The organism is Thioalkalivibrio sp. HK1 (assembly GCA_000583135.1).
Classification (GTDB): Bacteria; Pseudomonadota; Gammaproteobacteria; order HK1; family HK1; genus HK1.
On record JFBG01000026.1, the window covers coordinates 1 to 26,328 of the forward strand.

The 26,328-nt window shown below is 61.2% G+C and carries 20 protein-coding genes; 6 read left to right on the top strand and 14 right to left on the bottom strand.

The genetic code is table 11. The annotated features are described in order from the left end of the window. Positions 1–94: 94 nt before the first annotated feature. The gene (locus BF99_RS0108330; RefSeq protein ID WP_156013226.1) at positions 95–280 is read left to right on the top strand and encodes a hypothetical protein; all 186 of its coding nucleotides are present in this window, start codon (positions 95–97) and stop codon (positions 278–280) included. Between the two features lie 39 nt (positions 281–319). Here BF99_RS0108330 and BF99_RS0108335 read toward each other — a convergent pair whose 3' ends face one another. The 5 genes from BF99_RS0108335 to gnd all read right to left on the bottom strand — a co-directional run bounded on the left by BF99_RS0108335 (position 320) and on the right by gnd (position 6,260). Further along, entirely contained in the window at positions 320–1,120 is an 801-nt protein-coding gene (locus BF99_RS0108335) for an ABC transporter permease (RefSeq protein WP_025770501.1), read from the bottom strand. A 103-nt stretch (positions 1,121–1,223) separates the two neighbouring features. Beyond that, positions 1,224–2,441 carry an amino acid ABC transporter substrate-binding protein gene (locus BF99_RS0108340; RefSeq protein WP_051482840.1) on the bottom strand — a complete coding sequence of 406 codons (1,218 nt, stop codon included), beginning with the start codon at positions 2,439–2,441 and terminating at the stop codon, positions 1,224–1,226. Positions 2,442–2,593: 152 nt separating this feature from the next. Continuing rightward, positions 2,594–3,691 (bottom strand): YVTN family beta-propeller repeat protein, encoded by a 1,098-nt coding sequence (locus BF99_RS0108345; protein WP_051482841.1) that lies wholly within the window; start codon positions 3,689–3,691, stop codon positions 2,594–2,596. A gap of 274 nt (positions 3,692–3,965) precedes the next feature. After that, on the bottom strand, positions 3,966–4,769 hold the full coding sequence (locus BF99_RS0108355; protein WP_025770504.1) for an ABC transporter ATP-binding protein: 804 nt from the start codon (positions 4,767–4,769) through the stop codon (positions 3,966–3,968). Positions 4,770–4,775: 6 nt separating this feature from the next. After that, on the bottom strand, positions 4,776–6,260 hold the full coding sequence (gnd, locus tag BF99_RS0108360) for a decarboxylating NADP(+)-dependent phosphogluconate dehydrogenase (protein WP_025770505.1): 1,485 nt from the start codon (positions 6,258–6,260) through the stop codon (positions 4,776–4,778). 463 nt (positions 6,261–6,723) lie between these two features. Here gnd and BF99_RS0108370 point away from each other — a divergent pair, with 463 nt between their 5' ends. Further along, positions 6,724–10,524: a hypothetical protein gene (locus tag BF99_RS0108370; RefSeq protein WP_025770507.1), complete on the top strand. Its 3,801-nt coding sequence runs from the start codon at positions 6,724–6,726 to the stop codon at positions 10,522–10,524. Between the two features lie 156 nt (positions 10,525–10,680). Here the strand turns inward: BF99_RS0108370 and BF99_RS21920 are convergent, their stop codons facing one another. After that, positions 10,681–11,526: a GFA family protein gene (locus BF99_RS21920; protein ID WP_156013227.1), complete on the bottom strand. Its 846-nt coding sequence runs from the start codon at positions 11,524–11,526 to the stop codon at positions 10,681–10,683. Between the two features lie 201 nt (positions 11,527–11,727). After that, complete coding sequence (locus BF99_RS0108380) at positions 11,728–13,749, bottom strand: oxidoreductase (RefSeq protein ID WP_025770509.1); 2,022 nt, start codon at positions 13,747–13,749, stop codon at positions 11,728–11,730. A gap of 253 nt (positions 13,750–14,002) precedes the next feature. Here BF99_RS0108380 and BF99_RS0108385 point away from each other — a divergent pair, with 253 nt between their 5' ends. Then, positions 14,003–14,242: a hypothetical protein gene (locus tag BF99_RS0108385; RefSeq protein WP_025770510.1), complete on the top strand. Its 240-nt coding sequence runs from the start codon at positions 14,003–14,005 to the stop codon at positions 14,240–14,242. Between the two features lie 65 nt (positions 14,243–14,307). Here the strand turns inward: BF99_RS0108385 and BF99_RS0108390 are convergent, their stop codons facing one another. The 3 genes from BF99_RS0108390 to BF99_RS0108400 are packed head-to-tail and all read right to left on the bottom strand — an operon-like array spanning position 14,308 to position 15,667. After that, a complete protein-coding gene (locus BF99_RS0108390) occupies positions 14,308–14,547 on the bottom strand; it encodes a 3-hydroxyacyl-CoA dehydrogenase NAD-binding domain-containing protein (RefSeq protein ID WP_025770511.1) in 240 nt (79 codons plus the stop codon). After that, positions 14,544–14,678, bottom strand: coding sequence for a hypothetical protein (locus BF99_RS23925; protein ID WP_306699679.1), 135 nt, complete (start codon positions 14,676–14,678; stop codon positions 14,544–14,546). The genes BF99_RS0108390 and BF99_RS23925 overlap by 4 nt, the downstream gene beginning before the upstream one ends. Then, on the bottom strand, positions 14,675–15,667 hold the full coding sequence (locus tag BF99_RS0108400) for a 3-hydroxyacyl-CoA dehydrogenase NAD-binding domain-containing protein (RefSeq protein WP_025770512.1): 993 nt from the start codon (positions 15,665–15,667) through the stop codon (positions 14,675–14,677). The genes BF99_RS23925 and BF99_RS0108400 overlap by 4 nt, the downstream gene beginning before the upstream one ends. Before the next feature lie 37 nt (positions 15,668–15,704). Here BF99_RS0108400 and BF99_RS22895 point away from each other — a divergent pair, with 37 nt between their 5' ends. Together BF99_RS22895 and BF99_RS0108405 are read left to right on the top strand one after the other, a co-directional pair. Continuing rightward, positions 15,705–15,875 carry a hypothetical protein gene (locus BF99_RS22895; protein WP_156013228.1) on the top strand — a complete coding sequence of 57 codons (171 nt, stop codon included), beginning with the start codon at positions 15,705–15,707 and terminating at the stop codon, positions 15,873–15,875. Positions 15,876–15,989: 114 nt separating this feature from the next. Further along, a complete protein-coding gene (locus BF99_RS0108405) occupies positions 15,990–19,193 on the top strand; it encodes a COG1470 family protein (RefSeq protein ID WP_156013229.1) in 3,204 nt (1,067 codons plus the stop codon). 31 nt (positions 19,194–19,224) lie between these two features. Here BF99_RS0108405 and BF99_RS22900 read toward each other — a convergent pair whose 3' ends face one another. Continuing rightward, a complete protein-coding gene (locus BF99_RS22900) occupies positions 19,225–19,410 on the bottom strand; it encodes a hypothetical protein (protein ID WP_156013230.1) in 186 nt (61 codons plus the stop codon). A 269-nt stretch (positions 19,411–19,679) separates the two neighbouring features. Between BF99_RS22900 and BF99_RS0108415 the strand changes: the two genes are divergently transcribed. Further along, on the top strand, positions 19,680–21,164 hold the full coding sequence (locus BF99_RS0108415; RefSeq protein ID WP_025770515.1) for a Do family serine endopeptidase: 1,485 nt from the start codon (positions 19,680–19,682) through the stop codon (positions 21,162–21,164). A 184-nt stretch (positions 21,165–21,348) separates the two neighbouring features. Here BF99_RS0108415 and BF99_RS0108430 read toward each other — a convergent pair whose 3' ends face one another. The 3 genes from BF99_RS0108430 to BF99_RS0108445 all read right to left on the bottom strand — a co-directional run bounded on the left by BF99_RS0108430 (position 21,349) and on the right by BF99_RS0108445 (position 25,717). Beyond that, positions 21,349–22,716 (bottom strand): sensor histidine kinase, encoded by a 1,368-nt coding sequence (locus tag BF99_RS0108430; RefSeq protein ID WP_025770516.1) that lies wholly within the window; start codon positions 22,714–22,716, stop codon positions 21,349–21,351. Then, positions 22,713–23,393 (bottom strand): winged helix-turn-helix domain-containing protein, encoded by a 681-nt coding sequence (locus BF99_RS0108435; RefSeq protein ID WP_025770517.1) that lies wholly within the window; start codon positions 23,391–23,393, stop codon positions 22,713–22,715. The genes BF99_RS0108430 and BF99_RS0108435 overlap by 4 nt, the downstream gene beginning before the upstream one ends. Before the next feature lie 188 nt (positions 23,394–23,581). Beyond that, positions 23,582–25,717: an acetyl/propionyl/methylcrotonyl-CoA carboxylase subunit alpha gene (locus BF99_RS0108445; protein WP_025770518.1), complete on the bottom strand. Its 2,136-nt coding sequence runs from the start codon at positions 25,715–25,717 to the stop codon at positions 23,582–23,584. Positions 25,718–26,328 lie beyond the last annotated feature (611 nt).

Below are 26,328 nucleotides of genomic sequence, written 5' to 3' on the forward strand. Positions count from 1 at the left end.
AAAAAATTGAAAAGTTCAAGTGGTTTTTTTTTGGGGGGGGGGGGGGGTAGAAAAAGCGAAGCGAATTTTCGATGAATTCGAAGGAAAATCGTTCTTGCCCGCCAATCAAGCCTTCGAGGATGACAATCGCAAAGCCCTCGACGAAGCGGTGCTTATCGACCTGCTAGGGTTGCCGAAAACCATCCTCGAACCGCTAAACCTTTTGCGCAGGCTTTGGTGCGAGGAGCCATCGGTGCATGGAGGCAAGAGCACCCGTCCCGGTGGTAAATCCAAGGTATAGACACATAAAGCGATACCCCAAGCGATACCCCTTACCGTTTTATCTTCGTCTGGCGGCGAGGCCTCGTTGGGGGTCGTATCCGATGACGGCGAGGGCGAAGGCCGCTATCAAGGTGGCGCCGATCACGCAAAAGGAGAGGGGGTTGGGTTCTGCGTACAGGGAAAAGCGGATCGCTTCGACGGCATGGGTGAAAGGGTTGACTTGGGCGATGCGAAAGACCGACTCGGCGCCCGCTTCTTCGAGTTTCCAAAGCGGATAAAGGGCGGAGGAAATGAAAAACATCGGAAAGATCACGAAATTCATGGTGCCTGCGAAATTCTCCAACTGTCGGATATGAACCGAAAGCAAAAGGCCGATGGCGCCGAGCATCATCCCGGCGAGCACGAGTGCAGGCAGGACGAGAAGCCAGCCTTGCAAGGGCACGTGCACTCCGATCAGCGTGGCGATGATAAAAAAGGCGTAGACCTGCAAGACCGAGAGCAAGGTACCGGCCATCAACTTGCAAAAGAGCAAATACCATCTGGGCAAGGGGGCGGTCAACAACAAGCGCATCATCCCCATTTCGCGGTCGTAGACCATGGCCAAGGAGGATTGCATGCCGTTGAAAAGCAATACCATCGCTGCAAGCCCGGGGACGATATATTCTTGATATTCGATATAGGTGTGATAAGGGGGGATGATCGAGACCCCGAAGATATTTTGAAAGCCCAAGGCGAATACCGCCAACCACAAGGTGGGTCTTACAAGGGCGGAAAAGAGTCGCCCTTTTTGGCGGGCGAACTTGAAGGCTTCTCGCCCGCTGACGGCGGCAAGGGCCAGCAAGGCATGGCGCGCGGTCATCGCCAAATCGAGCGGCGAGGCCCGGCGAAGGCTGCAAGCGATATCGAGGATGATTGCATCTTATCGATCAGATTATCAATCGGATTATCAATCTGCTTATCGATCAGGGGCGGTCGAATTCGCAGAGGCTTTCTCGCTCGTCGAAGCCCAGAGTATCGAGGTTGTTGGTGCGGTGTAAAAAGCCCGACAGCGGGGCGCGATCCACAACCCAGTTATGGGTGACGAGCAACACCGGTTGGCGCAGTTGCCGGTTCCAAGGTCGGAAATTGACGCGATTGCCCTTGAATCCATCGAGGATGATCTCCTTGCCCAAGAGATAATCGCGCACTTCGGGGAAATCGGCGCCTTGGGTTCGCAACATCGCCTCCACGACCGCTTTCACCGCCATCCACGCCGCCCAATCCACGCTGCGCATCTGCCGCTTGGCGGTTTTTTCGAAGCGCTTTTCCAACTGCGGCGCGCCATGACGCTCCCACGCCCAATGCCAAGCGGCGGCGGCAAGCCCTCCGCTGCCGATCACCGGGCGAGGCTGCGATGTGCGGTAGGGGACATCGCGCGCGAACTCTCCGTCGCTGTCGGCCACGAACACCACATCGTGCTCGATACCTGCGGTCAACAGAGCGATGTTGTTCCGGTCGCGATTCCTGGGATCGTTGCCGAAAACGAAGGGGCGGTTTTCGACGATCTCGACCCCGAAGCGACGGGCGGCGCGTTCGAAGGCCGCCCCGATCCGCGCATCATCGGGCGCAGGTCCGGTCAACATCAATGCCTTGCGCCAACCCTTGAAAACGATGTATTGGGCAATCGCATCCATCAACATCGCATGGCTCGGGATGATATGCAGCAGGTGGGAGCGGCACCCTTCCTGCCTCAAAGCATCGTCGCGCGATGAGATATTGAAAAGCAGGACACCCCGATCGCGGGTGAGGGCGGCGGCTTCGGCCACCATCTGCGCCGGGGCGTCGAGGATCAGGTAGCGCGCCCCGGTATCCACGGCCTTGGCCACCGTCTCGCCCCACTGATCAAGGTTCTTCGCCCGAAAGCGCTCGAGGGAGAACTCGACGCCGATCGCCGAACCGGTGAAGCGGGATTCGGCGATGGCCGTCTCGGCCCCCTGATAGGGGCGACCCAACGCCCCGGTGAGATAACGGGCGTAGGTTCGTTTGCGAGTGTAGCGAGGGTCTTTGCGCAAGGAGAGCCATGCGAAAACCACTTTCTTCGGCGCCTCGGCGGCGGCTTGGGCGGCCGAAGACTCGGTACTTTGCGCAAAGGCGGGGGCGGTGGAAAAGACGGTTGAAAAGACAAGGAAGAGCGCTGCCATCGACAACGCCGAAAGCGCAAATCCTCTTCTTCGATCTCGCGATATTGGGCGCATTTCAGCGGATAGCCGCTCGGACAACAAAATCGACCGGCGCCGGATCGAACGGGCGAGAAGATCAGCGAGTATCGATATCGCATTCACCGCCTTCGACCTCAATCGTCGATCAAAACCGCGTAGGGAACCCGTCCCACGGGGATGGATCGGAGCACCCGATTCGAAGCGGTGTCGATGATCGAGATATCGTCGCTCAGTCCGTTGGCCACGAAAAGGCGCGATTCGCTGCGATTCAATGTCGTATTCCAAGCGCGAGAACCGACGAGGATATAGTCCTCGATGCGTTTGGATGCGATATCCACCACCGCGACGTGGTTGGCGCGCCCCAAAGCCACATAAGCGGTGGCACCGTTGGATGTCGTCGTGATCCCGACCGGGGTCACATCCTCGGGGCGAAAGCCTCGGGGCTCGAAGGAGATGGTATCGACCACCTTGGATCCTTCCAAGTCGATCACGCTGATCGAACCCGAGAGTTCGTTCGTTACCCAAAGGGTCTTGCCATCGGGCATCAAGGCGAAGCGGCGAGGGCGCGTCCCGGCGACGATGTTGGCCTTCAAGGCGCCGGTGGCGGTATCGACCACATGCACCATATTGGCGACCTCGGAGGTTATAAAGACCGTCTTTCCATCGGGGCTGACGAGGATGCCCTCCGGCTCTTCGCCGACCTCGACCGTGGTCATGCCGACGACTCTTTCATCTTCATCATCGCCCTCATCACCTTCTTCTTCCTCGTCCTCGTCATCCTCGTCCATCGCCTCGTCGTCATCGGAAATTTCCGCCACCGTCAGATCCGGTTTTTCCTTCCTTGCGCGGAAATAGGCATCGAGATCGAGGATTCCGAGTTTTGCATCGTCCTCCAAGGAGATATACATGGTCTTGCCGTCGGGGCTGAACTCGAAAGCCTCCGGATCGTCGATGCCCTCGATGCGATCGATTAGCGTCAGCGAGGCGACATCGATGATATCGATCGCATTGCCCTCGCCGCAGGCGGCGAAAATACGGCTTCGATCCGGAGTGAATTGCAGATGACGGGGGCGGGCGGCGGTGCGGATTCGCTTGACCACCTCGTAATTCTCGCCGTCGAGAACGGTGATGGAATGATCCTTTTCGCTGCTGACGAAAAGATAGCCGGTCCCGGTGGCTTGGCACACCCCGGCCCATGCCAACAGGATCGCGAAAGCAGAAAGGCTTGACATGCGGGTCGGGATCTTTCGGATCCGGTCTGAAAACGATGCGGCGAGATGGATGCATCGGGTCATCGTTTCGGCTCCCTTGGAAACGAAAGAATGCGTGGATGTGGCGATTTTACATATCGGCATCATGCGGTTCTACATCATGCGATATGCCTTCGCCCGAAACGCGCTTGCCTCGATAACAAGCATTCGCCCGATGCGCGGCAACCGACGAGGATTGTCGGACATCGAACGTCGAGGGTCTCGATCATCCCCCGGATCACCATCCCCGAAATGGCTAACTCGAAGATGCGGCCCCGGTCATCGCCATGAAAGCCTCGTCGATATTCGCAGCCCCGGCATGGTTTGCGATCCGACGAGGCGGACCTTCGATGAGCACCCGCCCTCGGTGCAGGATCACCACCTTGTGGGCGCGCTCGACTTCATCCACGAGGTGCGTCGCCCACAGCACCCCGACCCCGCGCTCGGCGCAAAGAGCCCTTACATCCTCCAAAAGCCCGCGCCTCGATGCCGGATCCAGCCCCACCGTGGCCTCGTCCATCAACAGGACTTGCGGCTCGTGCACCAAGGCCCGCGCCAACTCCACCCGCCGTCGATTACCCCCGCTTAAGTTGCGCACCGGAATATCGGCTTGCTCGCCCAAGCCCAAACGGTGAATTTCGGCCTCGATCCGATCGAGGCGGCGGCGAGCGGGCATCCCGTGCAGGAGCGCACCGAAACGCAAGTTGGCTCTGGCCGAGAGATCGAGATCGAGGGTCGGCTGCTGAAAGACCGTCCCGATCTTCGCCAAGGCCTTGACCGGTTGGCGCCGAAGATCGTATCCCAGCGCCCGCACCTCTCCCGCATCGGCCACGAAGAGCCCGCTCAAAATCTGGAAGAGGGTGCTTTTGCCGGCCCCGTTGGGTCCTAGCAAGCCGACGAATTCGCCGCTTGCGACCTCAAGATCGACCGCATCGAGGGCCTTCAAGGATCCGTAGGATTTGCTGACCCCGAAAAGCGAGAGGATCGCATCCACCGGCGGCGAAGGCGAGGACGGGTCTTCGAAAACGGACTTGCTGCAAGCGATCGAGGCAGGCATCATGGCTCCTTATCGATCCTCTTCGCTGTCGCTGGGATTCGGTGGATCCCGGTGCCCGATCTCGGTCCATCTCGTATGGAAAAACTCGCCCCGGGGGCGATCGTTTCTTTCGTAGCGATGCGCCCCGAAATAATCCCGCTGCGCCTGAATCAGGTTGGCCGGAAGGCACCGGCTGCGATAAGCGTCGTACCAAGAAAGAGCGCTTGCCAACCCTGGCACCGGCAACCCGCTTTGCATCGCCTTGGCCACCGTTCGTCGCCAGCCCGTTTGCGATGCGGCCATCGGCGCATGAAATGCCGGATCGATCAGAACATTGTCCAACTCCGGTCGCTCGGCGAAAACGCTTGCGATGCGATCGAGAAAGGCGGTGCGGATGATGCACCCGCCGCGCCAGATCGATGCGACCTTGGCCTGATCGATATCCCAGCCGTATTGTCGGTTGGCATCTTGCAACAAGGCGAATCCCTGGGCGAGGGCGACGAGTTTCGCTCCATGAAGGGCATCGAAGGCATCTTGCACCAGCGCATCTTGCTGCGCCTTGTCCGGCGGATTCGTCGTATCCGGCTGCGGGCCGGGCAAAAGGGTATGGGATTTCACCCTTTGCGCTTTGCGGGCGGAGATCGCCCGGGCGAATACCGCTTCGGCGATGGTGCCCGCCGGAACCCCGAGATCGAGGGCGGCGATCGCCGTCCATCTTCCGGTGCCCTTTTCCCCGGCGACATCGAGGATCGAGTCCACTAGCATCCCGCCGTCGCCTTCTTCTTTCTTGGCGAGAATATCGGCGGTGATCTGCAGCAAATAGCTCGAAAGATCGCCTTGGTTCCAGTGCGAGAAAATACGAGAAATCGCCTCCGGATCGAGCCCGCCCAGCCTTCGCAGAATATCGAACGCTTCCGCGATCAACTGCATATCGGCGTATTCGATGCCGTTATGCACCATCTTGATAAAATGTCCCGCCCCCGACGAGCCGAGCCAGGCGCAGCAGACCGAGCCGTCGGCGGCTCTGGCCGCGATGCTCGAAAATACGGGTTCGATCTCCGGCCATGCTTCCTCGTGGCCGCCGGGCATGATGCTCGGCCCCAAAAGAGCGCCCTCCTCGCCGCCGGAAATCCCCGCACCGACAAAGAGCAGCCCCTTTTCCGCCAGCCGGAGCGAGCGTCTTGCGCTATCGGAAAAATGCGAGTTGCCGCCGTCGATCACGATATCTTCGGGGCCAAGCAGCGGTATCAGCCGATCGAGGAGGTCATCCACCGCGGCCCCCGCTTTGACCATCAACAGGATTTTTCGGGGCTTTGCCAGCTGCAAGACCATCTCGGATAGCGATCTGGCCTTGATGATCGGCTTGTTGTGCGCCCGATCGCGCAAAAAAGCGTCCACCTTATCGAGGCTGCGATTGTGAACCGCAACCCGCCAGCCCTTGTCGGCCATGTTGAGGGCGAGGTTCTCGCCCATCACCGCAAGGCCGATAAGTCCGATATCCGCTTTTTCGTCCATTTCACTCGCCGTCGCTTTCTTTGTTATTTTCCCGAGCGGGTCGGAAAAACGAGGGGTTGGAAAAAAGGATTCGATCTATCCAAGATTCAAGCGATGATGCGCTCGAAGGGCAAGAACCATGCCGACGAGACTCCAACGAGGCTTCGATGTTTTTTCAAGCGTCTAAAATACCGATGCCATCCGATGCACCGAACGACATAGAGCGTCTCAATCGCTCGCAAAACCGTGCCGAGATGCCGCCCCACAAGGACGAAAACAACCCCCCGATCATGGCAAAAGCGATCATACCCGAGCCGCCTCGGCCCAAGCCATCTTGAAGGATCTTACGAAGACGATGCACACCCCGCCCATCGATCGCAAGGCGCTTTTCCGCAACCGCCAAGACCGGTGCTCGCCTTCGTCGTCGAGGCTTAAGGGCTCGTTCGATATCGCAAAAGGGCATCGAAGGGCGTCGCCTCGCTCGATGCTTCTATGGATCTTTACGCTTTGCTCGTTGGCGATCATCGGCTCTCCGGATACCGAAGCGGCGGATACGAGCGCTGCGAACGACAACATCCGATTGATCTTGGATAAAACCACCTTGGATTTGACCGATAACGCACAAGGCACCTTCAATGTGCGCTTGGGAACGAGGCCATCGGCGGATATGAGGATAAGGGTGAGCGTCAGCCCCTCGGCATCGGGGCTTGCCATCGATACCGACCCGAATACGACGGGCGATCAGGACACGCTGAGATTCGATCGATGGGGTCAGAACAACGCTTGGAATCAAAACAAGCAGGTCAGCCTCGCCTTCGATCGGGATAACGCCATGAACCGGCAGACTTTTACCGTCTCCTTGATCGGGATCGTCGGGCCGAACGACGAAGACAACGATTATGTGGGCAAGACGGCGAGTTTGGGGGTTGCCACCAACATACGGTTCATGTTGGATGAAACCACCTTGAGCGTGAACGAGGGCGAAAAGGGCACCTTCAATGTGCGCTTGGAAACGATGCCGTCGGCGGATATGAGAGTGAGGTTGAGCGTCAGCCCCTCGGGGCTTGCCATCGATACCGACCCGAATACGACGGGCAACCAGGACACGTTGCGCTTCGATCGATCGGGGACGACCGACCCTTGGAATCGATATCAAGCGGTGAGCGTCGCCACCGAACACGACAATGACGGGAAAGACGAGACCTTCACCATCTCGCTGACCGGAATCGTCGGAGCGAGCAATCAAGACAACGACTATGTGAACAAGACGGCCAGCGTTGCCGTCACGGTTTTGGACGACGAGGAAGAGAATATCGATCGAGGGCCGTCTTCGGTCGATCTCACCGAGGGCCAAAGCGCGACCATCGATGTCAAACTCACGGCCGCCCCGGTTGCCGGCACCAGCGTGACGGTATCGGCCACCTCTCCCGTCATGGTCTCGCCCGGCACTTTGAGCTTCGATTCATCGAACTATCGAACGGCGCAAACGGTGACCGTGACCGCACAGGAGGATAACGATGGCACGGACGGCTCCGCCATCGTCGCCTTCTCGGCAAGAGGCGGATACAACGCCTCCGCCGCCACACAGATCAACGTGCTCGATGACGACGGGAGCATCGACCTCTCCGACGAGGCGGTCGAACTGATCGAAGGGACGAAGAACGGTTCTTTCACCGTCGCCTTGGGGGCTCCCCCGGCATCGAGCGCCACGATATCGATCACGAGCGATGACCCCGGTGCGGTCAAGGTCTCGCCGGCAACGCTGACCTTCTCTTCTTCGAACCACTCGACGGCGCAGACGGTGAACCTCATTTCGGTGAGCGACAGCGACAGCGCTGACGAGAGCGTTGCCATCGAGGTCTCCGCCACCGCCGGCTACCGGGCTTCGAATGCGACGAAATCGATCTCCGTGCTCGATGCTCGAACGGGGCCCATCATCGTGAGCCGCCCCCAAGAGACGGTTTCCGTCAACGAGGGCGGCTCGGCAACCTTTACCGTGCGGCTCGGTACCAAGCCGAACAGGAATGTCAGCATTTCGCTGACCAAGACCAACGACGATATCACCCTCACCCCGACGTCTTTGACCTTCACCGAATCGAACTGGGACGCTCAACAAACCATCACCGTGTCCGCATCGAACGATGACGATGACACCGCCGACGAAAGCGACACCATCACCCTATCCGCAACCGGCGGCATCATCTCCGACGATGTCACCAAACGGGTCACCATCGTCGATAACGATAGCCGCGGAGCCATCGACGCCTTCGACGCTGCCGGGGCCTCGCTGGCCGCAGGTTCGGCCATCGTCGTCGACGAAGGCACCGCTTTGACCTTCACCGTCAAGCTCGACCATCAACCGACGGCGAGCGTTGCCATCTCGGCGGCGAAGACCAACGACGATATCACGCTCACCCCGACGTCGCTTACCTTCACCGAATCGAATTGGGATGTTCCGCAAAGCATCACCATCACCGCCGCCATCGACGCCGACACCGTCGACGATACCGACATGCTCACATTGAGCGCATCCGGCGGCATCGTGGCCTCGGATTGGAGCGCAACGATCACCGTCAAGGAACGCCCGGCAGGGACGATCCTTGTCCCTTCGACCGTGACCGTCAACGAAAGGGGATTCGGCATTTTCCATGTTTCGCTCGACAGCGCCCAAACCCCATCGAGCGTGCCGGTCGTCGTTTCCCTTGCCAATACCAGCGACGATTTCGATCTCTCACCGACATCTTTGACCTTCGCCGCCTCGAATTGGAGCGCGCCTCAAAGCATCGTCATCGCCCATCGGCCCGATGGCGACACGACCGAGGATACCAGCGACGATTCCGATACCATCACCTTGAGCGCATCCGGCGGTATCGCCGCTTCGAGCAAGACCGTGGCGGTCATCGTCGAGGGTTCGATCCGAGGATCCATTCATACCGACCCGCCGAGGGTCATCGATATCGACGAAGGCGAAACGGGAAGTTTTTCGGTCACCCTCGATAGCACCTGGAGACAGGCGAGCCCCCTCAATGCGCAGGTCGTCGTATCCCTTCGAAGCATCCACCGCAAGGTCACGATATCCCCGACCTCGCTGACCTTCTCGGCATCGGATTGGGACATTCCCCAGATCGTGACCTTGACGAACGGGCACGATGCGAATACCGAGAACGAGCCCGACATCATCGTCTTGAATGCATCCGGCGGCATCGACGCCCGCCGCGGGACCTTGCTGGTCAATGTCAAGGACGACGATATCCCCTCGGGGTCCATCGTCATGAGCGACGCCGAACTCGTCATCGAAGAGGGGGGATTGAGGGTCTTCGGCGTCCGGCTCAGCGATAAACCGAACGCCAACGACGATGTCATCGTCTCGCTTTCGAAGCATTCCTTCGGCATCACGCTCTCGTCGGATGCGCTGATCTTCGATGCCTCCAACTGGAATACGGTCCAACTCGTGGCCGTCGGAGCCATGCAGGACGATGATATCGAAGACCAGACCCACACCCTCATCCTGACCGTCCACGGCGGATTGATCGCCTCGCCGAAAACGAAACGGATCCGGGTCATCGATGACGACGAGAGCGGCCCCGACCCGGTGAGATCCCGAGCCCTCGCCTTCCCCTCGATCGCCGCCCAAGACGATGCCGCCTTGCGCGTGCGCTGCAATCAGGATATTGCGTGCATCGTCCACCTCGATTGCTCTGCGCAAGATGACGGCTCGGTCTTCCAAGGCCGGCTCCCTGGTGCGATCCCCGCTTGGGGAACGCATACCCTCGAAGCGGCGGATATCGAGCGTTATATCGGCGGCTCGTGGTCGGGAAAGGGGCGCTTGGGTTGCGCCTTGCGCAGCCGCGCGAAGATCAGTTCGCAAGTCTGGACGCGCTCGGGGGATGGGGTGTTGGTCAATAACAGTGCGCTGATCCGCAGCGCCCCCCAAGCCGAGCGGCATCGAGCGGATATCGAGTCGATCTCCTCCCCCGACGAAGCGGATCAGTCGAATCTGCGCATCCGGTGCATCGCCCCTGCCGGGGAGCATTGCACCGAAACCTTCTTCTCTTGCTTCGACGATCAAGGCCGACGATACGATGGCGGGGTGGGCACGATCGTTCGCCTCACCACCCGCCACCTGCACAGCAATGAAGTGGCCGCGATCATCGGCCATCGATGGAAGGGGATGGGGCTTTCTTGCGAGATTCGCTCGGATCACCCCTTCACGGTGCAGATGCTGACCCGCACCGGCGGCGGAGCCTTGGTCAACAACAGCGCGACCGGCTCGGCGAATCGGTGATCGCAACGCATCGAGACTCGGCTCGATCCTCGACGACCCGATCGTCGACAAAGAAGGAGCGAGGGCGAGAAAAAAGCGCGGACACCCCGAACTCGGATATCCCTTGTAGAGAGGGCGAATAAGAGAAGGGGAATCGAGCGAAAACGAGGGCCTGCTCTAAGACGGTCCGGGGCCGGCGTCGTGGCGAGGGAGATCGTCGTCGATCTCGTACCACGGGGCTTTGGAGGCGACGAAAATATGACTGTCGATCGTGCGCTCGGGATCATCGTCCAAAGAGCCCATCGGGATCACCGCCAAGGATCGTGTCGGATCGAGCCGGGGCATGCTCGAACCGCAGGTCGGGCAAAAAACATGGCTGAAGGTGCGCGCCCCGGGTAGGCGATAGGTGCGCAGCGAGCTTTCCCCCCGCAGGTAGCGCACATCGTCGATGGCCGCGAAAGCGTTGGTGGCATGGGCCGCCCCTTTGGCCTTGCGGCAACGAGAACAATGGCAGTGATAGAGCCTTTGCAAGGGGCCCTTGACCTCATAAGCCGCGGCTTGGCAAAGGCAGCGACCTCGCAGCACGCCCGGGGTCGAAGGCGAAAGCGCCGGGTCTTCCACCCGAGGGGATGAATGGCCCGGAAAGTGATCGTGCTGGGGAAGATCGTCGTCGATCGCATGCCACGGGGCTTTCCACTTCACATAGATATGAGCCGAGGGAAGGATATGGGGATCGTCGTCCATCGCCCCTGCGGGGATGCGCACCCGATCCGATGCCCGATGCGGGACCACCGAACCGCAGTGAACGCAAAAAGGGCGGATGAAATCCGGCGAGGACTCGTAGGCAACGATATCCGCTTCGCCTTGCTCGAAGCGAAAACCTTGCAGGTCGCCGATGAGGAAGGTGGCGAAGGTCGCACCGTGGGCCTTGCGGCACATCCGGCAATGGCAGTGGGTCATGCGCTTCGGATCGCTTGCCAAGGACCAGCGAATCGCACCGCATAGACAGCTTCCCGAACTCATGACGAAACCCTCCTTGGTGGATTTTCTTTCACCTCCGGCTCGCACGCCGGATTGACCTGCGGGGCCGGGCTCGCAACGGGTGATTTGGCGGGCGCCGATGATCCCTTCGAATCCTTCGAACCCCGATGACCACGGGATCCGAACCCCCGCCAGGGTCGGGGAATCAAGAACCGGGCCGCAACCCCTTCGAGCGAGGGGGTATCAGATCGATAGCCCGATTTTACGCCCCTCGTAGATCGCCGCCGGCGCCTGACGCGCCGCCACGCAATCGCCGATGGCGTGGATCTCGCGCTTGGAGTCGATCAGGGCATCGGCCAGCCCTCGCTCGGGGGCGTTGACCGTCGCCAATACGAGGGTATCGGCCTCGATGAAGCGCTTGGATCCATCGAGCAAGGAGATTACCTCGGCGCCTTCTTCGCCCCAAGAAACGATCGCGGACTCGACCACGCACTCCACCTGCAAGCGGGCGAGCCGCTCGCGCAGGGGCCCGGCGGCCGAGGTGCGCTCGATCTCGCGCCCGACGAAGGGATCCGGGGTGATCAAGACCACGCGGTATCCCGCCTCGGCCATCGACCAAGCGGTGCCGCCGCCACGCCAGGTGCCGGTATCGTCGAGCACCACGATGCGCCGACCGAGGCGAGCGGCGCGCCCCATGACCTCCTCGACCGAAAAGACATTCGGCCGCTCGACCCCGGGCAAGGACTCGACGGTCGGCAATCCTCTTTGCCAACCCCGACCGTCGGGCTGCGAGCCGGTGGCGAGCACCACCGCATCGGCTTCGAATGCCAGGACTTCCTCGGCCTCCATCGGGGTATCGAAGCGCACTTCGGCCTGCAAGCGATGCAACCGCCGCTCGTACCAATCGATGAGATCGAGGATCTGCGCCCTTCGGGGCTGCATCCCCGCCAAGCGAAACTGACCGCCCAAACGAGATCCGGCCTCGGCCAAGGTGACACGATGGCCGCGCTCCGCCGCCACCCGCGCCGCTTCGAGTCCGGCGGGACCGCCCCCGACCACGAGGATGCGGCGCGGCCTCGAAGCCGGCTGAAAACGATCCCCGCCCCATTCGAATTCCCTCCCCGCGGAAGGGTTGACGAGGCAGCTGATCCAGTAGTCGCGGGAGCGCCGCCCCCAGCACATCTGATTGCACGAAAGACAAGGGCGCACCTCGTCGGCGAGCCCGTGCATCGCCTTGTTCGCCAGATGGGGGTCGGCGATCTGACCCCTGACGATGCTCACCATATCCGCTTGGCCGGAGCCGATGACCGCATCGGCATTCTCCGGAGTGCGGATATGGCTCTCCGCCTGCACCTTCGCATGGCGCACCGCTTGCCGAATGGATTCGGCGCCGGGCGGCCCGAGCCGCTCCTCGTAGACGAAGGTGGGCATCAGGCGAGTGAACTCGAAATAACTCCCGGTGCCGACGCTGATGTAGTCGAACAACCCCCGCTCATCGTGCCAAGCGGCGATGGCCTGATGGTCTTCTACGGATAGAACATCCGGGCGGGTGCTGTCGATGCTGACGGCGACCCCGATCACGAAATCCACCCCGCATCGCTTGCGGATGCTCGATAGGCAGCGGGCGGAGAACTGCATGCGCCTTTCGAAGGATCCCCCCCATCCATCGTGGCGGCGATTGCAAAAAGGCGACCAGAACTGCTCGAAAAGGGCGTTGTAGGCGGCCATGATCTCGCAGCCGGCGAAACCCGCCTCCTTCGCCCTTAGCGCGGCGGCGGCGAAGGATTCGATCAACTCCTCGATCTCGTGATCGTGCATCGCATGGCTACCGTCTTGATCGTGCATCGACGGGAGCCCCGAGGGCGACCAGTTCGGCTGGTAGGAGAGATCGAAATCGCCGTGAGCCCCTACGTGATAGAGCTGTTGGATCATCACCGCGCCTTGCTCGTGGCAGGCATCGGTCAGACGGCGAAAATGCGGGATCACCGCATCGTCTTCGGCAAGGAAGTTGGCGCGGGTGAGAACGGCGGTGCGATGCACCGGGATCGGCTCCACCACGATCATCGCCGCCCCCCCGATGGCGCGTTCCAAGTAGTAATGCAGATGACGCTCGCCGGGCAATCCCCGCTCGCCCATATTGGCGGTGTGGGCGCCGAAATTGAGCCGATGGCGCAAGGTCTTGGAGCCGACCTCGATCGGGCGAAAAAGATGCTTGAAGGTCGTGCCCGAAGATTCAAGAAGAGATTGCGGATCCCCTTTCATCATCGCTCGAAACCCTCTTCCCGGCGGGTGCGGGCGGCGATCGCGCCCGAGCGGGTATCCACCTGCGCCCGTGTGTGCTACAAAATCATCCTATAAAATCATACTATGAAGTATCCTAATCCCTGCGGGGGCTCGGGGCGCAGGGTCGGTCTCGCCCCACCGAGCGCATCCGAGCGGATGGGCTATGCTCATAGTCGAGCGCCGGGGGTGAGCCTTCGGGCACCTGCGCATTCACCGACCGAGTGAAGGGGGATCCATGAGCGAAGTCGAAAAGCAGAAGATCATCGATCGACTCTTTGAAGATCACGAGGTTCGTATACGTTTCGTCGAGCGTGCGTTCGTGGAGATGGCCGCCGAGCAAAAGGCCCTGCGCCAAGCGTTTGTCAAGTGGGATAAATCGAATGCGGTGACCCAGTCATTGATCAAAGCCGTGTTGGCGGGGCTCGGGGCTCTTGGGGTGGGGCTTTTCATCCTTCTAGTGCGGGCGTTCATCTAACCCCCATCCACCGAGTACCGAGCGGGGTGATCCCGCAGGTTGGACCGCACCTTAGCGGATCGAGATCATAAGGGGCGCTTTCTTCGCACGAAATCCGCCTCGGTGCTGCCGAGTCGCTCCAAGGTCGGCCATGCGCGGTGGATGAAATCGCGCAATGTCGATTCGGTATCGTGTGCCGGATCCCATGCCCGCACCTCGAATCCTCGCGCCAAAAAATAGGCGGCCCACGAGGCTCCGATGGTGCCGGTGCCGATGACGGCGATGCGCTTCACATCTGCCTGCGCGGGCAAATCATCGATATTCATCGATCCTTATCCTCCTTGGGGCGGGAAATCCCCGGAAAACGCCGGTGAAAAAAATCGTCGAGCGAGGGATCGCTCGGCGGTAAGGTCGTGCCCGAAGGCTCCAGAAGAGATTGCGGATCCCCTTTCATCATCGCTCGAAACCCTCTTCCCGGCGGGTGCGGGCGGCGATCATCGTGGCCATCAACAAGGCGTCTCGCTCACCTGCGATGTCCTTGAAATCCCGGCGGCCGACGGATTCCTCGACCAAGGTCTTGAGACGGCTTCGCACATCCGGATCGAGCCGGACTTCTCGCAGATCGTCCATCCAGGACTGCAGCCCATCCCCGAAATGATCGATGAAACCGGAAAAGCCCCCGGCGCCGGTGCCTGAGGGCGCACCACCGGCAAGGTGGCAGAGCTCGAAGGGTCCCATGATCCCGAAGCGCAGCCCCGGTCCGTATTTGATGGCGATATCGACATCCTCGACCCCCGCCAAGCCGGTCAGCACCGCATCCATCGCCTCTCTCCACAAGGCGGCTTGCAGGCGATTGACCAAGTGCCCCGGGCTTTCGTGGTTGAGGCGGATCGCCTTCTTGCCGTGGGCGTTGTAGAAATCGAGCGTCCAATCGACCGCCGCCGGTGCGGTCTTTTCTCCGCCGACCACCTCGACCAAGGGAATGAGATGCGGGGGGTTGAAAGGATGGCCCACGACGAAGCGGGAGGCGGCATCGAACCCGGCTTGTATCTTGGACATCGAAAGCCCCGAGGTGGAACTGGCCAGCACCGCGGAAGGGGGCAAGGAGGCATCGATGTCGGCATAGAGACGGCGCTTGGCATCGAGATCCTCAGGGGCGCTTTCCTGCACGAAATCCGCCTCGGCGACCGCCTCTCCCGGGCTCTTGCAAAAACGCATCCGGTTCGAGTCCGCCCCCGCCTCGACGCTGCCGAGACGCTCCAAGGTCGGCCATGCGCGGTGGATGAAATCGCGCAATGTCGATTCGGCATCGGGTGCCGGATCCCATGCCCGCACCTCGAATCCTCGCGCCAAAAAATAGGCGGCCCACGAGGCCCCGATGGTGCCGGTGCCGATGACGGCGATGCGCTTTATGGTTGATTGGGCGGGTAAATCGTCGATATTCATCGATCTCGATCCTCCTTGGGGCGGGAAATCCCCGAAAATGCCGGTGAAAAAATCGCCGGGCGAGGGATCGCTCGGCGGTAGCGCCCGCCCCCCGTTGCGGCCGAAGCCCGAGCGCGCGCGGCCCTTGCGAGCGGTTTCGTCCTTGGGCCTGTTCGACGCGAAAAAGGCGATCGTGAGCGGCCGTGCGATTATCCCGATTTTATTTTGATAAAATGCGAGCCATGTCAATCCCATCTCGGAATTCTTCGTCATTGCCTCGGCGTTCGCAATTTTCGGACAATCAAGAAATTCCCTCATCTTCGGCCGGTAAGGAGTTTCTGATATGAACTCTACTATTCGTCATATAAGCCTTTGGTTGATCGGGGCGCTTTCGCTCCTGCATGCCTCTTCCGTTTTCGCACAGCAGTCATTTAATCTGACATCGACCACCTTGACGGTGGCGGAAGGCGGACAAGTGACCTTCGGGTTCCACCCTACGCCTCGACCATCGAACAATATGAGGGCGACGGTGAGCGTGAGCCCCTCGTCGGGACTTACCATCGATACCCACCCCCGACCCCTCTACGTCAATAGTACTTATGATTATGATGGTCAGACCCCCAACAATAATGTAGCTGAATCTCAAGGCACGATAAATTTCAAACGATGGGGAGCAGAATACGCTCAAAATCAACACCGGACGGTAACCCTCACCGCCGCCCAAGACGATGATGCGATCGATAACACCTTCACCATCACAGTGACCGGGGCGGCCGGGCCAAAAAATGAAAGCAACACGCACGCTAACGTGACGGCAACCATCACCGTCACCGTTACCGAGGATAGAAGCGAGGGCATCACCCCCAGCACCGCCGCCGTCAATATCACCGAAGGGGGTGCCACCGGCTCCTTCACCGTCGAACTCGATACCGCCCCGACGGGGAACGCCGTCCTCTCGGTGACCAGCCAGGATGCGGGGGCGCTGACGGTCTCGCCGGCGACGCTGACCTTTGACGCTTCGAATTACGATACGCCACAAACGGTAACCGTCGCTGCGCCTGACGACGCCGACCACGACGACGAAAGCGTTTCCGTCACCATTTCCGCCACCAGCGGTTACGACACTGCCGCCGACGCAACGAAAACGATCACCGTGACCGATGACGATAGCATCGTGGTCAGCACCTCGTCGGTCAGCATCACCGAAGGCGGCAGTGCGGGCACCTTCGGCGTCAAACTCAACAGCGCCCCGAGCGCAAATACCACCATCGATCTGCTGAGCGGCGATGCGGGTGCCGTCACCCTCTCGCCGAATATGTTGACCTTCACCACCTCGGATTACGCTACGGAGCAACAGGTCACCCTCACCGCGGTGCAAGATGACGACGCCCAACCCGAGGATGTCACCATCACGCTATCCGTCCGCAGCGGCAGCGGTTATAGCTCCGAGAATGAAACGGTCACCGTCAGCGTCGCCGACGACGAGGACGAAACCATCATCGTCAGTCCGACCACGGTCGAGATCGAAGAGGGAGTGTCTGCCGGCGCCACCTTCACCGTCACACTCGAAGCCGAGCCGGTCTCAGGCGATGTCAACCTATCGCTGACGAGCGGCGATCCGGCGGCGGTCATGGTCTCGCCTTCTACGCTGACCTTCACCGCCGCCAACTACGATATGCCGCAAACGGTGTCCGTGACCCCGGTGGATGATGACAATCCGGTGCACGAGATCGTTCCCGTCACCTTGGCCGTGACCAACAGCAGCGCCTACAGTGCCCCCGGCGCAACCGTCACCGTTGAAGTCAAGGACGACGAGGCCGCTCCCAGGGGCACCATCATCTTGAGCGGCCCCGACAGATTCAACCTCTCCGAGGGCGGCGGCACCGACACCGGCACAGGCTCCTTCACCGTCAAAATCGACGATATCACAACGGATTCGAATATCACGGTATCGGTGGTCAGCGACGATCCGGGTGCGGTCTCGGTCTCGCCCGCCACGCTCATCTTCCCTCATGACGACTTCACCACCCCCCAGCCGGTGACCGTGACCGCCGAAGACGATGCCGATGCTCTGCATGAATCCGTGTCCATCGTCGTCTCCGGCTCCAATGGCATCACCGCCTTGCGATTGGCCAAGCAGGTCACGGTCCACGATGACGACACCCCCACCGGCACGATCGTCTTGGACTCCGCCGATCCCCTCGACATCGCCGCCGGGGGCTCGGCTCATTTCACCGTTCGCCTTTCCAGCCAGCCGAATGCGAGGGTTTCCCTATCCCTTTCCGAGAGCGACGACGCCATCACCCTCGACCCGACATCGTTGACCTTCTCTACAAGGGATTGGATCGAACCCCAACGGGTCAAGGTCAGCGTGGCCCCGAACACCGGTCGGGACAATGCCGTCCATACCATCACCTTGAGCGCCTCCGGCGGCATCGAAGCCCCCGATGCAGAGAAGAGCGTGCGCCCGATCTACACCCCGCCGCCGACGGCGAAGACCATCCTCGTATTCCCCGACGAAACGCTTCGTATCGACGAGGGCTCCTCGGGAAGTTTCAGCGTCGGTCTCGCCTATCCCGACGGGGAGTCCCCGCCGAGCGAGAATGTGGTGGTCCGGCTATCGAACGTCAATCCCGATATCACCTTGACCCCCGATGCGCTGACCTTCACCCCGACGACCTTGGTCAATCAGTCGGCGGCGTGGGCGAGGTGGGACGAGACTATCACCGTTCAGGTCGATGCCTTGGCGGATAGCGATCTGCAGCAAGACACCGATATCATCCTCTTGAGCGCCGACGGCTTCATCGTGCAACATGCCCTCGTCGAGATCAAGGACACCTCCGGCAGCGACTGGCCGATGAAGGCATGGGCTCTCGCCCTGCCGCCGCCCACGACGCAGGACGATGCGATCTTGCGCGTGGGTTGCAAGCAGGATACGCCCTGCTTCGTCTACCTCGACTGCAATGCCCAAAGCGACGATTCGACGAGCTATCGAGGGGTGATCCCCGATGCCATCCCCGCCCGAGGGAGCACGACATACACCGCCTTGGATATCGCCCGCCATACCGGCGGGGGGTCATGGGAAGGCCGAGGGCGTTTGGCATGCGCCTTGCGCAGCGCCGGGACTATCAGCGCCCAAGTGTGGACGCGCTCCGGGAACGGGGTCTTGGTCAACAACAGCGCGATGATTCGCTCGACCCCCGAGGGGGAAAGGCACCGAGCGGATATCGAATCCATCTCCTCCCCCGATAGCCCGGACAAGGCGAATATTCGCATCCACTGCATCGCCCCCGTCGATGATTGCACCGATACCCGGCTCTCCTGCTACGATGACCACGGGACGATGTACGAGGTCGAACTCGGCCGCATCCGAAGCCAGATCGTGCGCCATCTGCAAAGCGAGGAACTGGCGATGCGCATCCTTCATCGGTGGCGGGATTTGGCACTCTCCTGCGAGGTGCGCTCGGATCGACCCTTCACGGTGCAAGTCCTCTCTCGCACCGGCGGTGGCGGGGCGCTGGTCAACAACAGCGCCACCGGGAACTAAGCCGCTTCGCCTTTGATAGCCCTCGTATCGGCTAGTCGATACGAGGCGCTGACTTACTCAATCCCATCACTTGGCCCGCCGGAAACCGCCGGCGGGCTTCATAACCCTCCCCCTTCGGGCCAGCCAAGCGGCGCATCGATATCTCGAAAAAACCGCTCGCATCCATCGCAAAGATAGTTCCATTTTCATTCTTTGGATCGACGACGGCGATCCGCATCGCCAATCGGCTCGGCGGCGAATGGCGGCTCGCGATGTACGATCGAGAAATCGCTGCCCAAAAGCGCGATCCAAACATGAACGATTGTTCATGATCCGCCCACCGATCGATCACCCTCGATCCCCCATTCTTCCTCCTGACGGACGGACTCTTCGCATCGATATCGGACTTTCCTCCTTATCGAAAAGGATCCGATATCGACCGAAGCGATCCAGGATGCGCGCCCTCTCGTTGCGCGCCTTATCTTTCTCGTTCAGGAGTTCTTTGACATGAACAGCGATAACGCGATGAACGTCAAACCCGCACGAAGCCGACGCAAGGCGATGGTGATTGCGGGAACGGCGGCGATCCTCGCCGCCTTGGTCTTCGCTCGAATCCCGGGGGCGGCACAGGCCGAGATCCCGAGCGAGGGATCCTCGGTGCGATCGATGATGCCGATCACCGAGGGATTCTCCGACCTCGTGAGCCAAGTGAGACCGGCGGTGGTCAAGGTGGAAGTCGAGCGCCCCTTGGAGGGTTTTTCGCCGATGGGGATGCTCCCCGAGCGATTCCGGCATTTTCGACATGCCCCGCAAGGGCGCGGGCATGGTCAAGAGCGCCGGCATCGACATCACCGGCGGGGGATGGGCTCCGGATTCATCATCGATCCCGCGGGGCTCATCGTCACCAATCACCATGTGGTGGAAAAGGCCAAGGAGATTCGCATCACCCTCGACGACGGGCGCACCTTCGAGGCGCATCTTCGAGGCAGCGATCCGAAAACGGATCTCGCCCTGCTCGAAATCGATGCCGACGAGGATTTGCCGGCGGTCGCATTCGGCGATTCCGAGGCGGTGCGCGTCGGCGACTGGGTGGTGGCGATGGGCAATCCCTTCGGCTTGGGCGGCACGGTCACCGTCGGGGTGGTCTCCGCCCGCGGGCGCGATATCGGATCCGGCCCCTTCGACGACTACCTCCAAGTGGACGCCCCCATCAACCGCGGCAACTCCGGCGGGCCGCTTTTCGACCTTGCGGGGAATGTGGTCGGGGTCAACTCCGCGATCTACAGCCCCACCGGCGGCAATGTGGGGATCGCTTTTTCCGTTCCCGCCGATTTGGCAAAACCGATCATCGCATCGCTGCAAGACAGCGGCTCGGTGGAGCGGGGGTGGCTCGGGGTCCATATCCAGCCGATCGATCCGACCCTCGCCGATGCCCTCGGCCTCGACGGCACCGAAGGGGCCCTCGTCGCTTCGGTTTTGGAGCGCACCCCGGCCGATCGATCCGGCATTCTCGCAGGCGATGTCATCCTCTCCTTCGACGGACAATCGGTGCAAAGGATGAAAGACCTGCCGCGCATCGTGGCCGGGGTCGAGGCCGGCACTCAAGTCGATATCGATATCTGGCGAAAGGGCGAGCGTCAATCCTTGAAAGCCACCATCGCCGCCCAAGAGATGGAAGACGAATCGCTCGCGATGCGATCCGACGAGCCCGAATCGTCGCAAGGGGCAAGGCTCGGATTGAGTTTGGCTGCGCCTCGAGATGGAAATCGTCCCGGGCTTCGGATCGTCGAGATTGAACCGGAAAGTCCGGCGGATCGCAGCGAGTTAATGGTCGGCGATATCATTTTGGGCGCCGGCGACAAGGAGGTCGAGCAAGCCCGGGACATCACCGGAGCGGTGCAAGCGGCTCATGCCGATAACAAACCGGTGCTGCTTTTGATCTCCCGCCGAGGCAACCGGCTTTATATCGCGGTCGAAACCGCCGCCGGCTGAACCCTCGACCTCGATCCAATCGCCGCAACCCCGGCATCGAAGGACAAAGCCCTGTCCTTCGATGCCGGGGTTTTTTCTCGCATCGAAAAAAGCATCGGCGCTTTTCACCCATCGAGGCGAGCCTCGAGACTCGGCGATGGATCTTTCAAGATCGACGAAACCGAAGGCGATGGAATGCCCCCCATCAAGTTCTGCGCTCGAAGCGTATCCGCACTCGAAGGCCGGGGTCGTTGTCGGCGAGTTCGAGCCTCGCCTCGTGGAGCTGAACCACCGCGGCCACGAGGCATAGTCCGAGCCCCGAACCCGGAGTGCTGCGAGCGCTTTCCACTCGATAAAAACGCCGCAACACCGCCTCTCGCTCGTCGACGGGCACGCCGGGGCCGCTGTCGGCAACGATCGCATCGACCCTTTCATCGTCGGCGGTGACCTCCAAGGATACGCTTCCCCCCTCGGGGGTGTATTTCATCGCGTTATCGAGCAGATTCGCCAGCGATTGGAAGAGGAGATCGGCATCGGCGTGAAGCGGCGCCGGGGTCTGCAAATAGCGAAAGTCGATATTCCGGGCCTCGGCCAAGGGAGCGTAGAGCTCGGCCACATCCTTGCCGATGGCCGCCAGATCCACCGGGGCAAAAGCATGGCGGCGATCCCCGGCTTCGATACGGGCGATCCGCAGCAGGGCGTTGAAGGTGGCGAGCATCTGATCCGCTTCGTCGAGGGCGGCCCCGGCCAAGGCCTTGGCATCCTCGTCTCCGGCCTTGGCACGCAGCTGCACGAGCCGGGTGCGAAGCCTACCCAAGGGGGTTCGCAGATCGTGGGCCACATTGTCGGAGACCCGGCGCACATCCTCCATCAAGCCCTCGATCCTTGCGAGCATGGCGTTCAACCCGGCGACCAGCTCGTCGAATTCGTCGCCGCTGCCATCGCTTTCGATACGCTCTTCGAGCTTGCCCTGCATGATCCGGCGCGAGGTGCGATTGATGGCCTCGATGCGGCGCGCGACCCGCCCCCGCATCCACCACGCCACCGCGACCGCCAGCGCCAAGGTCACCGCCACGCACCACGCCACCGCGCGCCCGATTGCGATGCGCATCTCGTCGAGGTCGCGCCAGTTGCGCCCGACGAGGAGGTGGAATCCTCCTCTTAGCGTGAAAAGCCGGGCGCGAGCGCGGTGCACCTCCAGATGCGGTCCCTCGTCCTCGATCCGAAGGCCGAATTCGATCCAACCGTCTTGGGTGCGGGCGGCGGCGGGCCAAGCATCGAGATTCCCCGCCAGCAACCGGAATTGGGGGTCGGCGAGTAGATAGATGGAGGCGCTGGCCGGATTCGATCGCACCCTTCGAGACAGGAGTCTGCGCAAGGCGGGCAAGCCGCCGACCCGGTAGTGCTCCGCCAGCCCCTGCACCTCGGCTTCGATCACCGCTTCCATCTGGCGGGTGGTGTAGCCGGCGGTGGACCAGTAGATGAAGGCCAGCAGCATGAGCACCGATAGCCCGAAGAGCGCTCCATAGCCGATGGCGATCCGCCAGGCGACGCTGCGGGTGATCGAGATCATGATTCTCGAATCACATAACCCGCTCCGCGCACGGTATGGATCAAGGAGCGGGCGAACTCCCGATCGATCTTTCGGCGCAAGCGGCTGATGTGAACGTCGATGACATTGGTTTGGGGGTCGAAGTGATACTCCCACACCGCCTCGAGCAGCATCGTGCGGGTGACCACCTGCCCCGCATGGCGCATCAGATATTCGAGCAGCAGGAATTCCCGCGGCTGGAGATCGATGGATTGTCCGGCGCGCTTGACGCTGCGGGCCAGGAGATCCATTTCGAGATCCGCCACCTTGAGGAAGGTGGTGGCCGCCGAGCGTTCGCCTCGATCCCTTCTGGTCAAGGCCTCGATCCGAGCCGAGAGTTCGGCGAAGGCGAAGGGCTTGACCAGGTAGTCGTCTCCGCCCGCCTGCAACCCTGCCACCTTGTCGTCCACCTCCCCCAGAGCGCTTAGCAGCAGCACCGGTGTCGTTCGCTTGGCCGCCCGCATCGAACGCACGATCGACAAGCCGTCGAGATGGGGGAGCATGCGATCGGCGATCACGATATCGTGGTCGGCGTCGAGCGCCAATAACAGACCCTGCTTGCCGTCGGTGGCCTGATCGACCACATGCCCGGCCTCTTCGAGCCCCTTGCGGATGAAGCCCAAGGTTTCGAGATCGTCCTCTATCAACAAGATTCGCATGACACGATATCGTGCATTTCGATGATGCTTCGCTTTTTTCTCGGATCGCTCGATCTTCGATCGGGCTCGAACCGGCGGCTCCTACGAAAGCGAGCGGGCGGCGGATCGATCTTCGAAGGGGATCGCCCCCGATTCCCGGAGTATCTGGCGGATCGTCGGGCAGATCGTCGGGCGCATCATCCGATCAATCACTCGGCGGGATCTTGCGAAGCCGGATCGTCGGATGCCAAGGTGATCAATACCGTATCCTCGGCAACGCTGTCACCCACGGCGACGTGCACTCGCTCGACAAGGCCCGAGCGGGGGGCATCGACGCTGAGCTCCATCTTCATCGCCTCCAAGACCGCAAGACTCGAGCCTCGCTCGATGCACTCCCCGGCTTGTACGAGAATATCGACCACCTTGCCGGGAAGGGAGGCGACGATTCGATCCTCGCCCCCGCCGGCCTCCTCCTCTTGGCGGGCGCCTTTCGCCTGCGAGAGGAGGAAACTCTCGCCTAAGTGAAAGAGATGGATCCCGTGATGCGAGGGCGAAAAACGCACCTCCTCCCGCCGCCGCTCGAGTTCGAAGCGGATGAGGTCGAGGTCATGGGAAATCGCTCGGGGAAAGAGCGCAAGACCGGATTCGAGACCGGATTCGATATCGATACGGCATTCGCCCTCGGCGTCGATGCCAAGGGTGGCTTCGATGGGCGCCTCGTCGAGCATGAAGGAAAGGGGCTGCCTGATATTGCCCCAAAGCCGCCAGTTGGCATGCGCCGACCAAGGATCGCCCCAAGCGCCGAGCCGGGCTTCGCCCCGATTCCTTCGATCCCGGCCATCGGATCGACGATGGCCTTGCCTCGATCCGGCGAGGTCGGCATCGATCCGCCCGCCGACGATCAACGCCGCCCCGGCGAGCACCGCCTCGGGGATCGGCTCGGGTGTCACCAGCGCATCGATGCGATCGGAGATGAAACCGGTCTCGACCTCACCCGAACGAAAGACGGGATCGTCGACGATACGAGCGAGGAAGCGGCGGTTGGTGGCGACCCCCGCCAGTTCGAATCCGCCCAAAGCCCGGGAAAGACGGTCGAGGGCTTGTTCTCGATTCTTCCCGTGGGCGACGATCTTGGCGATCATCGGATCGTAATGCGGGCCGATCTCGCCGCCCTCGTCGATCCCGATCTCGATACGAAGGTCGGCATCCGCAGGCGGCGAGCGAAGATGCACCACCTTTCCGGTGGCCGGACGAAAATCACGGGCGGGATCTTCGGCGCAAAGGCGGGCCTCCACCGCATGCCCTCGAATCGACAGCGCCTCTTGATCCAAGGGAAGGGGCTCTTTGGCGGCGATGCGCAGTTGCCACTCCACCAGATCCGTTCCGGTAATCATCTCGGTGATCGGATGCTCCACCTGCAACCGGGTATTCATCTCCATGAACCACACGCGATCCGCCCGCAACCCTTGCGAGGCGTCGGCGATGAATTCGATGGTGCCCGCCCCCCGATAGTCGATGGCGCGAAGGGCCATGAGGGCGATCTCGCCGATGCCAAGGCGCATCGCCTCCGACATCCCCGGAGCGGGGGCCTCCTCGATCACCTTTTGATGACGGCGTTGGACGGAACAATCCCGCTCGAAGAGGTGCACCGCATTCCCCGCCGAGTCGGCGAAAACCTGCACCTCGATATGACGAGGGCGGGTGATGTAGCGCTCGATCAACACGCGGTCGTTGGCAAAGGCTGAAAGCGCTTCCCGCCGCGCTCCGGCAAGGGCGTCGATGAATCGATCCGGGCCGTCGACCAAGCGCATCCCCTTGCCCCCGCCACCGGCCACCGCCTTGATCAGCACCGGAAATCCGATCTCGATCGCCCGTTCGAGCAAGGCCTCGGGGGATTCCTTCCCCTCTCGCTCCGCCTCCGTATCCGCCCGTTCCCCCTCGTGATAGCCGGGAACCACCGGCACCCCGGCGGCGGCCATCAACCGGCGGGCCGCATCTTTGAGACCCATGGTGCGAATGGCCTGCGCCGGGGGGCCGACGAAAACGATCCCTCGCTCCTCGCAGGCAAGGGCGAATTCCGGATTTTCCGAAAGAAAGCCGTAGCCGGGATGAATCGCTTCGGCTCCGGCCGTATGAGCGATATCGAGCACCCGCTCGATATCGAGATAGCTGCGCATCGCCGGGGCGGGACCCAAATGCCAGGACTCGTGCGCCGCCTTGACATGCGGTGCATCCCGATCCGCATCGGAATAAAGGGCGATGGTGCGCAATCCCAAACGCCTTGCGGTGCGGATCACCCGGCAGGCGATCTCCCCTCGATTGGCGATCAGCAGATTGGTGAACATCCGTCGATATCCGATGTTGGCGACGAGGATCGGTGGCTCGATCGAAAACGCCCGTCAAAGATTCTTCGATTCGCGCGGCTTCATCGAAGGCTTTTTGGGACTTGCATGGGAAAGCGCCCCAAGTCGATTTTAATGCCTTGACCGGCCAACCCGTCCAAGTGGAGAACATGCCACGAAAGACTTGAAAGAAAAAGCCGCCGTCTTCGATCGCTGCGCGTTTCGAGCGCTCTTTGCGAGTGTGACTTGCGAGATCGAGCGCACCCATCGCCGATACCTTATCTGAGCGCGAGGATACGCAAATCGATGGTCGAGGCTCTCGGACGGATACCGATATGGGGATCGAGGGAGTCATCTCGCAAGTATGCCTGCGGATCGTGCGCGTTCGCTTTGTGCGAAGTCCGCTTGGCGCATCGAGGGTCATCCGGCGAGCGGCCCGCGATTTTTCGCTTTACATCGAACTCGAATCGAGGATCGTATATCCGAAAGAATAAATAGCGATCTGCGGCTTTTTACCGGTCTTTCGATGGGCATCGATACCGGTAAAAGAGGGACTGTATCGGCTGGTGCCGAAGGATAATCGAAAAAAAAAAAGGGAATTATATCGAATAGTG

What these genes read in the sequence shown, in the direction of transcription:
- BF99_RS0108335 (WP_025770501.1), bottom strand. Translation starts at nt 1,120, where the DNA reads ATGACCGCGCGCCATGCCTTGCTGGCCCTTGCCGCCGTCAGCGGGCGA.
- BF99_RS0108340 (WP_051482840.1), bottom strand. Translation starts at nt 2,441, where the DNA reads ATGGCAGCGCTCTTCCTTGTCTTTTCAACCGTCTTTTCCACCGCCCCC.
- BF99_RS0108345 (WP_051482841.1), bottom strand. Translation starts at nt 3,691, where the DNA reads ATGTCAAGCCTTTCTGCTTTCGCGATCCTGTTGGCATGGGCCGGGGTG.
- BF99_RS0108355 (WP_025770504.1), bottom strand. Translation starts at nt 4,769, where the DNA reads ATGATGCCTGCCTCGATCGCTTGCAGCAAGTCCGTTTTCGAAGACCCG.
- gnd (WP_025770505.1), bottom strand. Translation starts at nt 6,260, where the DNA reads ATGGACGAAAAAGCGGATATCGGACTTATCGGCCTTGCGGTGATGGGC.
- BF99_RS0108370 (WP_025770507.1), top strand. Translation starts at nt 6,724, where the DNA reads ATGCTTCTATGGATCTTTACGCTTTGCTCGTTGGCGATCATCGGCTCT.
- BF99_RS21920 (WP_156013227.1), bottom strand. Translation starts at nt 11,526, where the DNA reads ATGAGTTCGGGAAGCTGTCTATGCGGTGCGATTCGCTGGTCCTTGGCA.
- BF99_RS0108380 (WP_025770509.1), bottom strand. Translation starts at nt 13,749, where the DNA reads ATGATGAAAGGGGATCCGCAATCTCTTCTTGAATCTTCGGGCACGACC.
- BF99_RS0108385 (WP_025770510.1), top strand. Translation starts at nt 14,003, where the DNA reads ATGAGCGAAGTCGAAAAGCAGAAGATCATCGATCGACTCTTTGAAGAT.
- BF99_RS0108390 (WP_025770511.1), bottom strand. Translation starts at nt 14,547, where the DNA reads ATGAATATCGATGATTTGCCCGCGCAGGCAGATGTGAAGCGCATCGCC.
- BF99_RS23925 (WP_306699679.1), bottom strand. Translation starts at nt 14,678, where the DNA reads ATGATGAAAGGGGATCCGCAATCTCTTCTGGAGCCTTCGGGCACGACC.
- BF99_RS0108400 (WP_025770512.1), bottom strand. Translation starts at nt 15,667, where the DNA reads ATGAATATCGACGATTTACCCGCCCAATCAACCATAAAGCGCATCGCC.
- BF99_RS22895 (WP_156013228.1), top strand. Translation starts at nt 15,705, where the DNA reads ATGCCGGTGAAAAAATCGCCGGGCGAGGGATCGCTCGGCGGTAGCGCC.
- BF99_RS0108405 (WP_156013229.1), top strand. Translation starts at nt 15,990, where the DNA reads ATGAACTCTACTATTCGTCATATAAGCCTTTGGTTGATCGGGGCGCTT.
- BF99_RS22900 (WP_156013230.1), bottom strand. Translation starts at nt 19,410, where the DNA reads ATGCGGATCGCCGTCGTCGATCCAAAGAATGAAAATGGAACTATCTTT.
- BF99_RS0108415 (WP_025770515.1), top strand. Translation starts at nt 19,680, where the DNA reads ATGAACAGCGATAACGCGATGAACGTCAAACCCGCACGAAGCCGACGC.
- BF99_RS0108430 (WP_025770516.1), bottom strand. Translation starts at nt 22,716, where the DNA reads ATGATCTCGATCACCCGCAGCGTCGCCTGGCGGATCGCCATCGGCTAT.
- BF99_RS0108435 (WP_025770517.1), bottom strand. Translation starts at nt 23,393, where the DNA reads ATGCGAATCTTGTTGATAGAGGACGATCTCGAAACCTTGGGCTTCATC.
- BF99_RS0108445 (WP_025770518.1), bottom strand. Translation starts at nt 25,717, where the DNA reads ATGTTCACCAATCTGCTGATCGCCAATCGAGGGGAGATCGCCTGCCGG.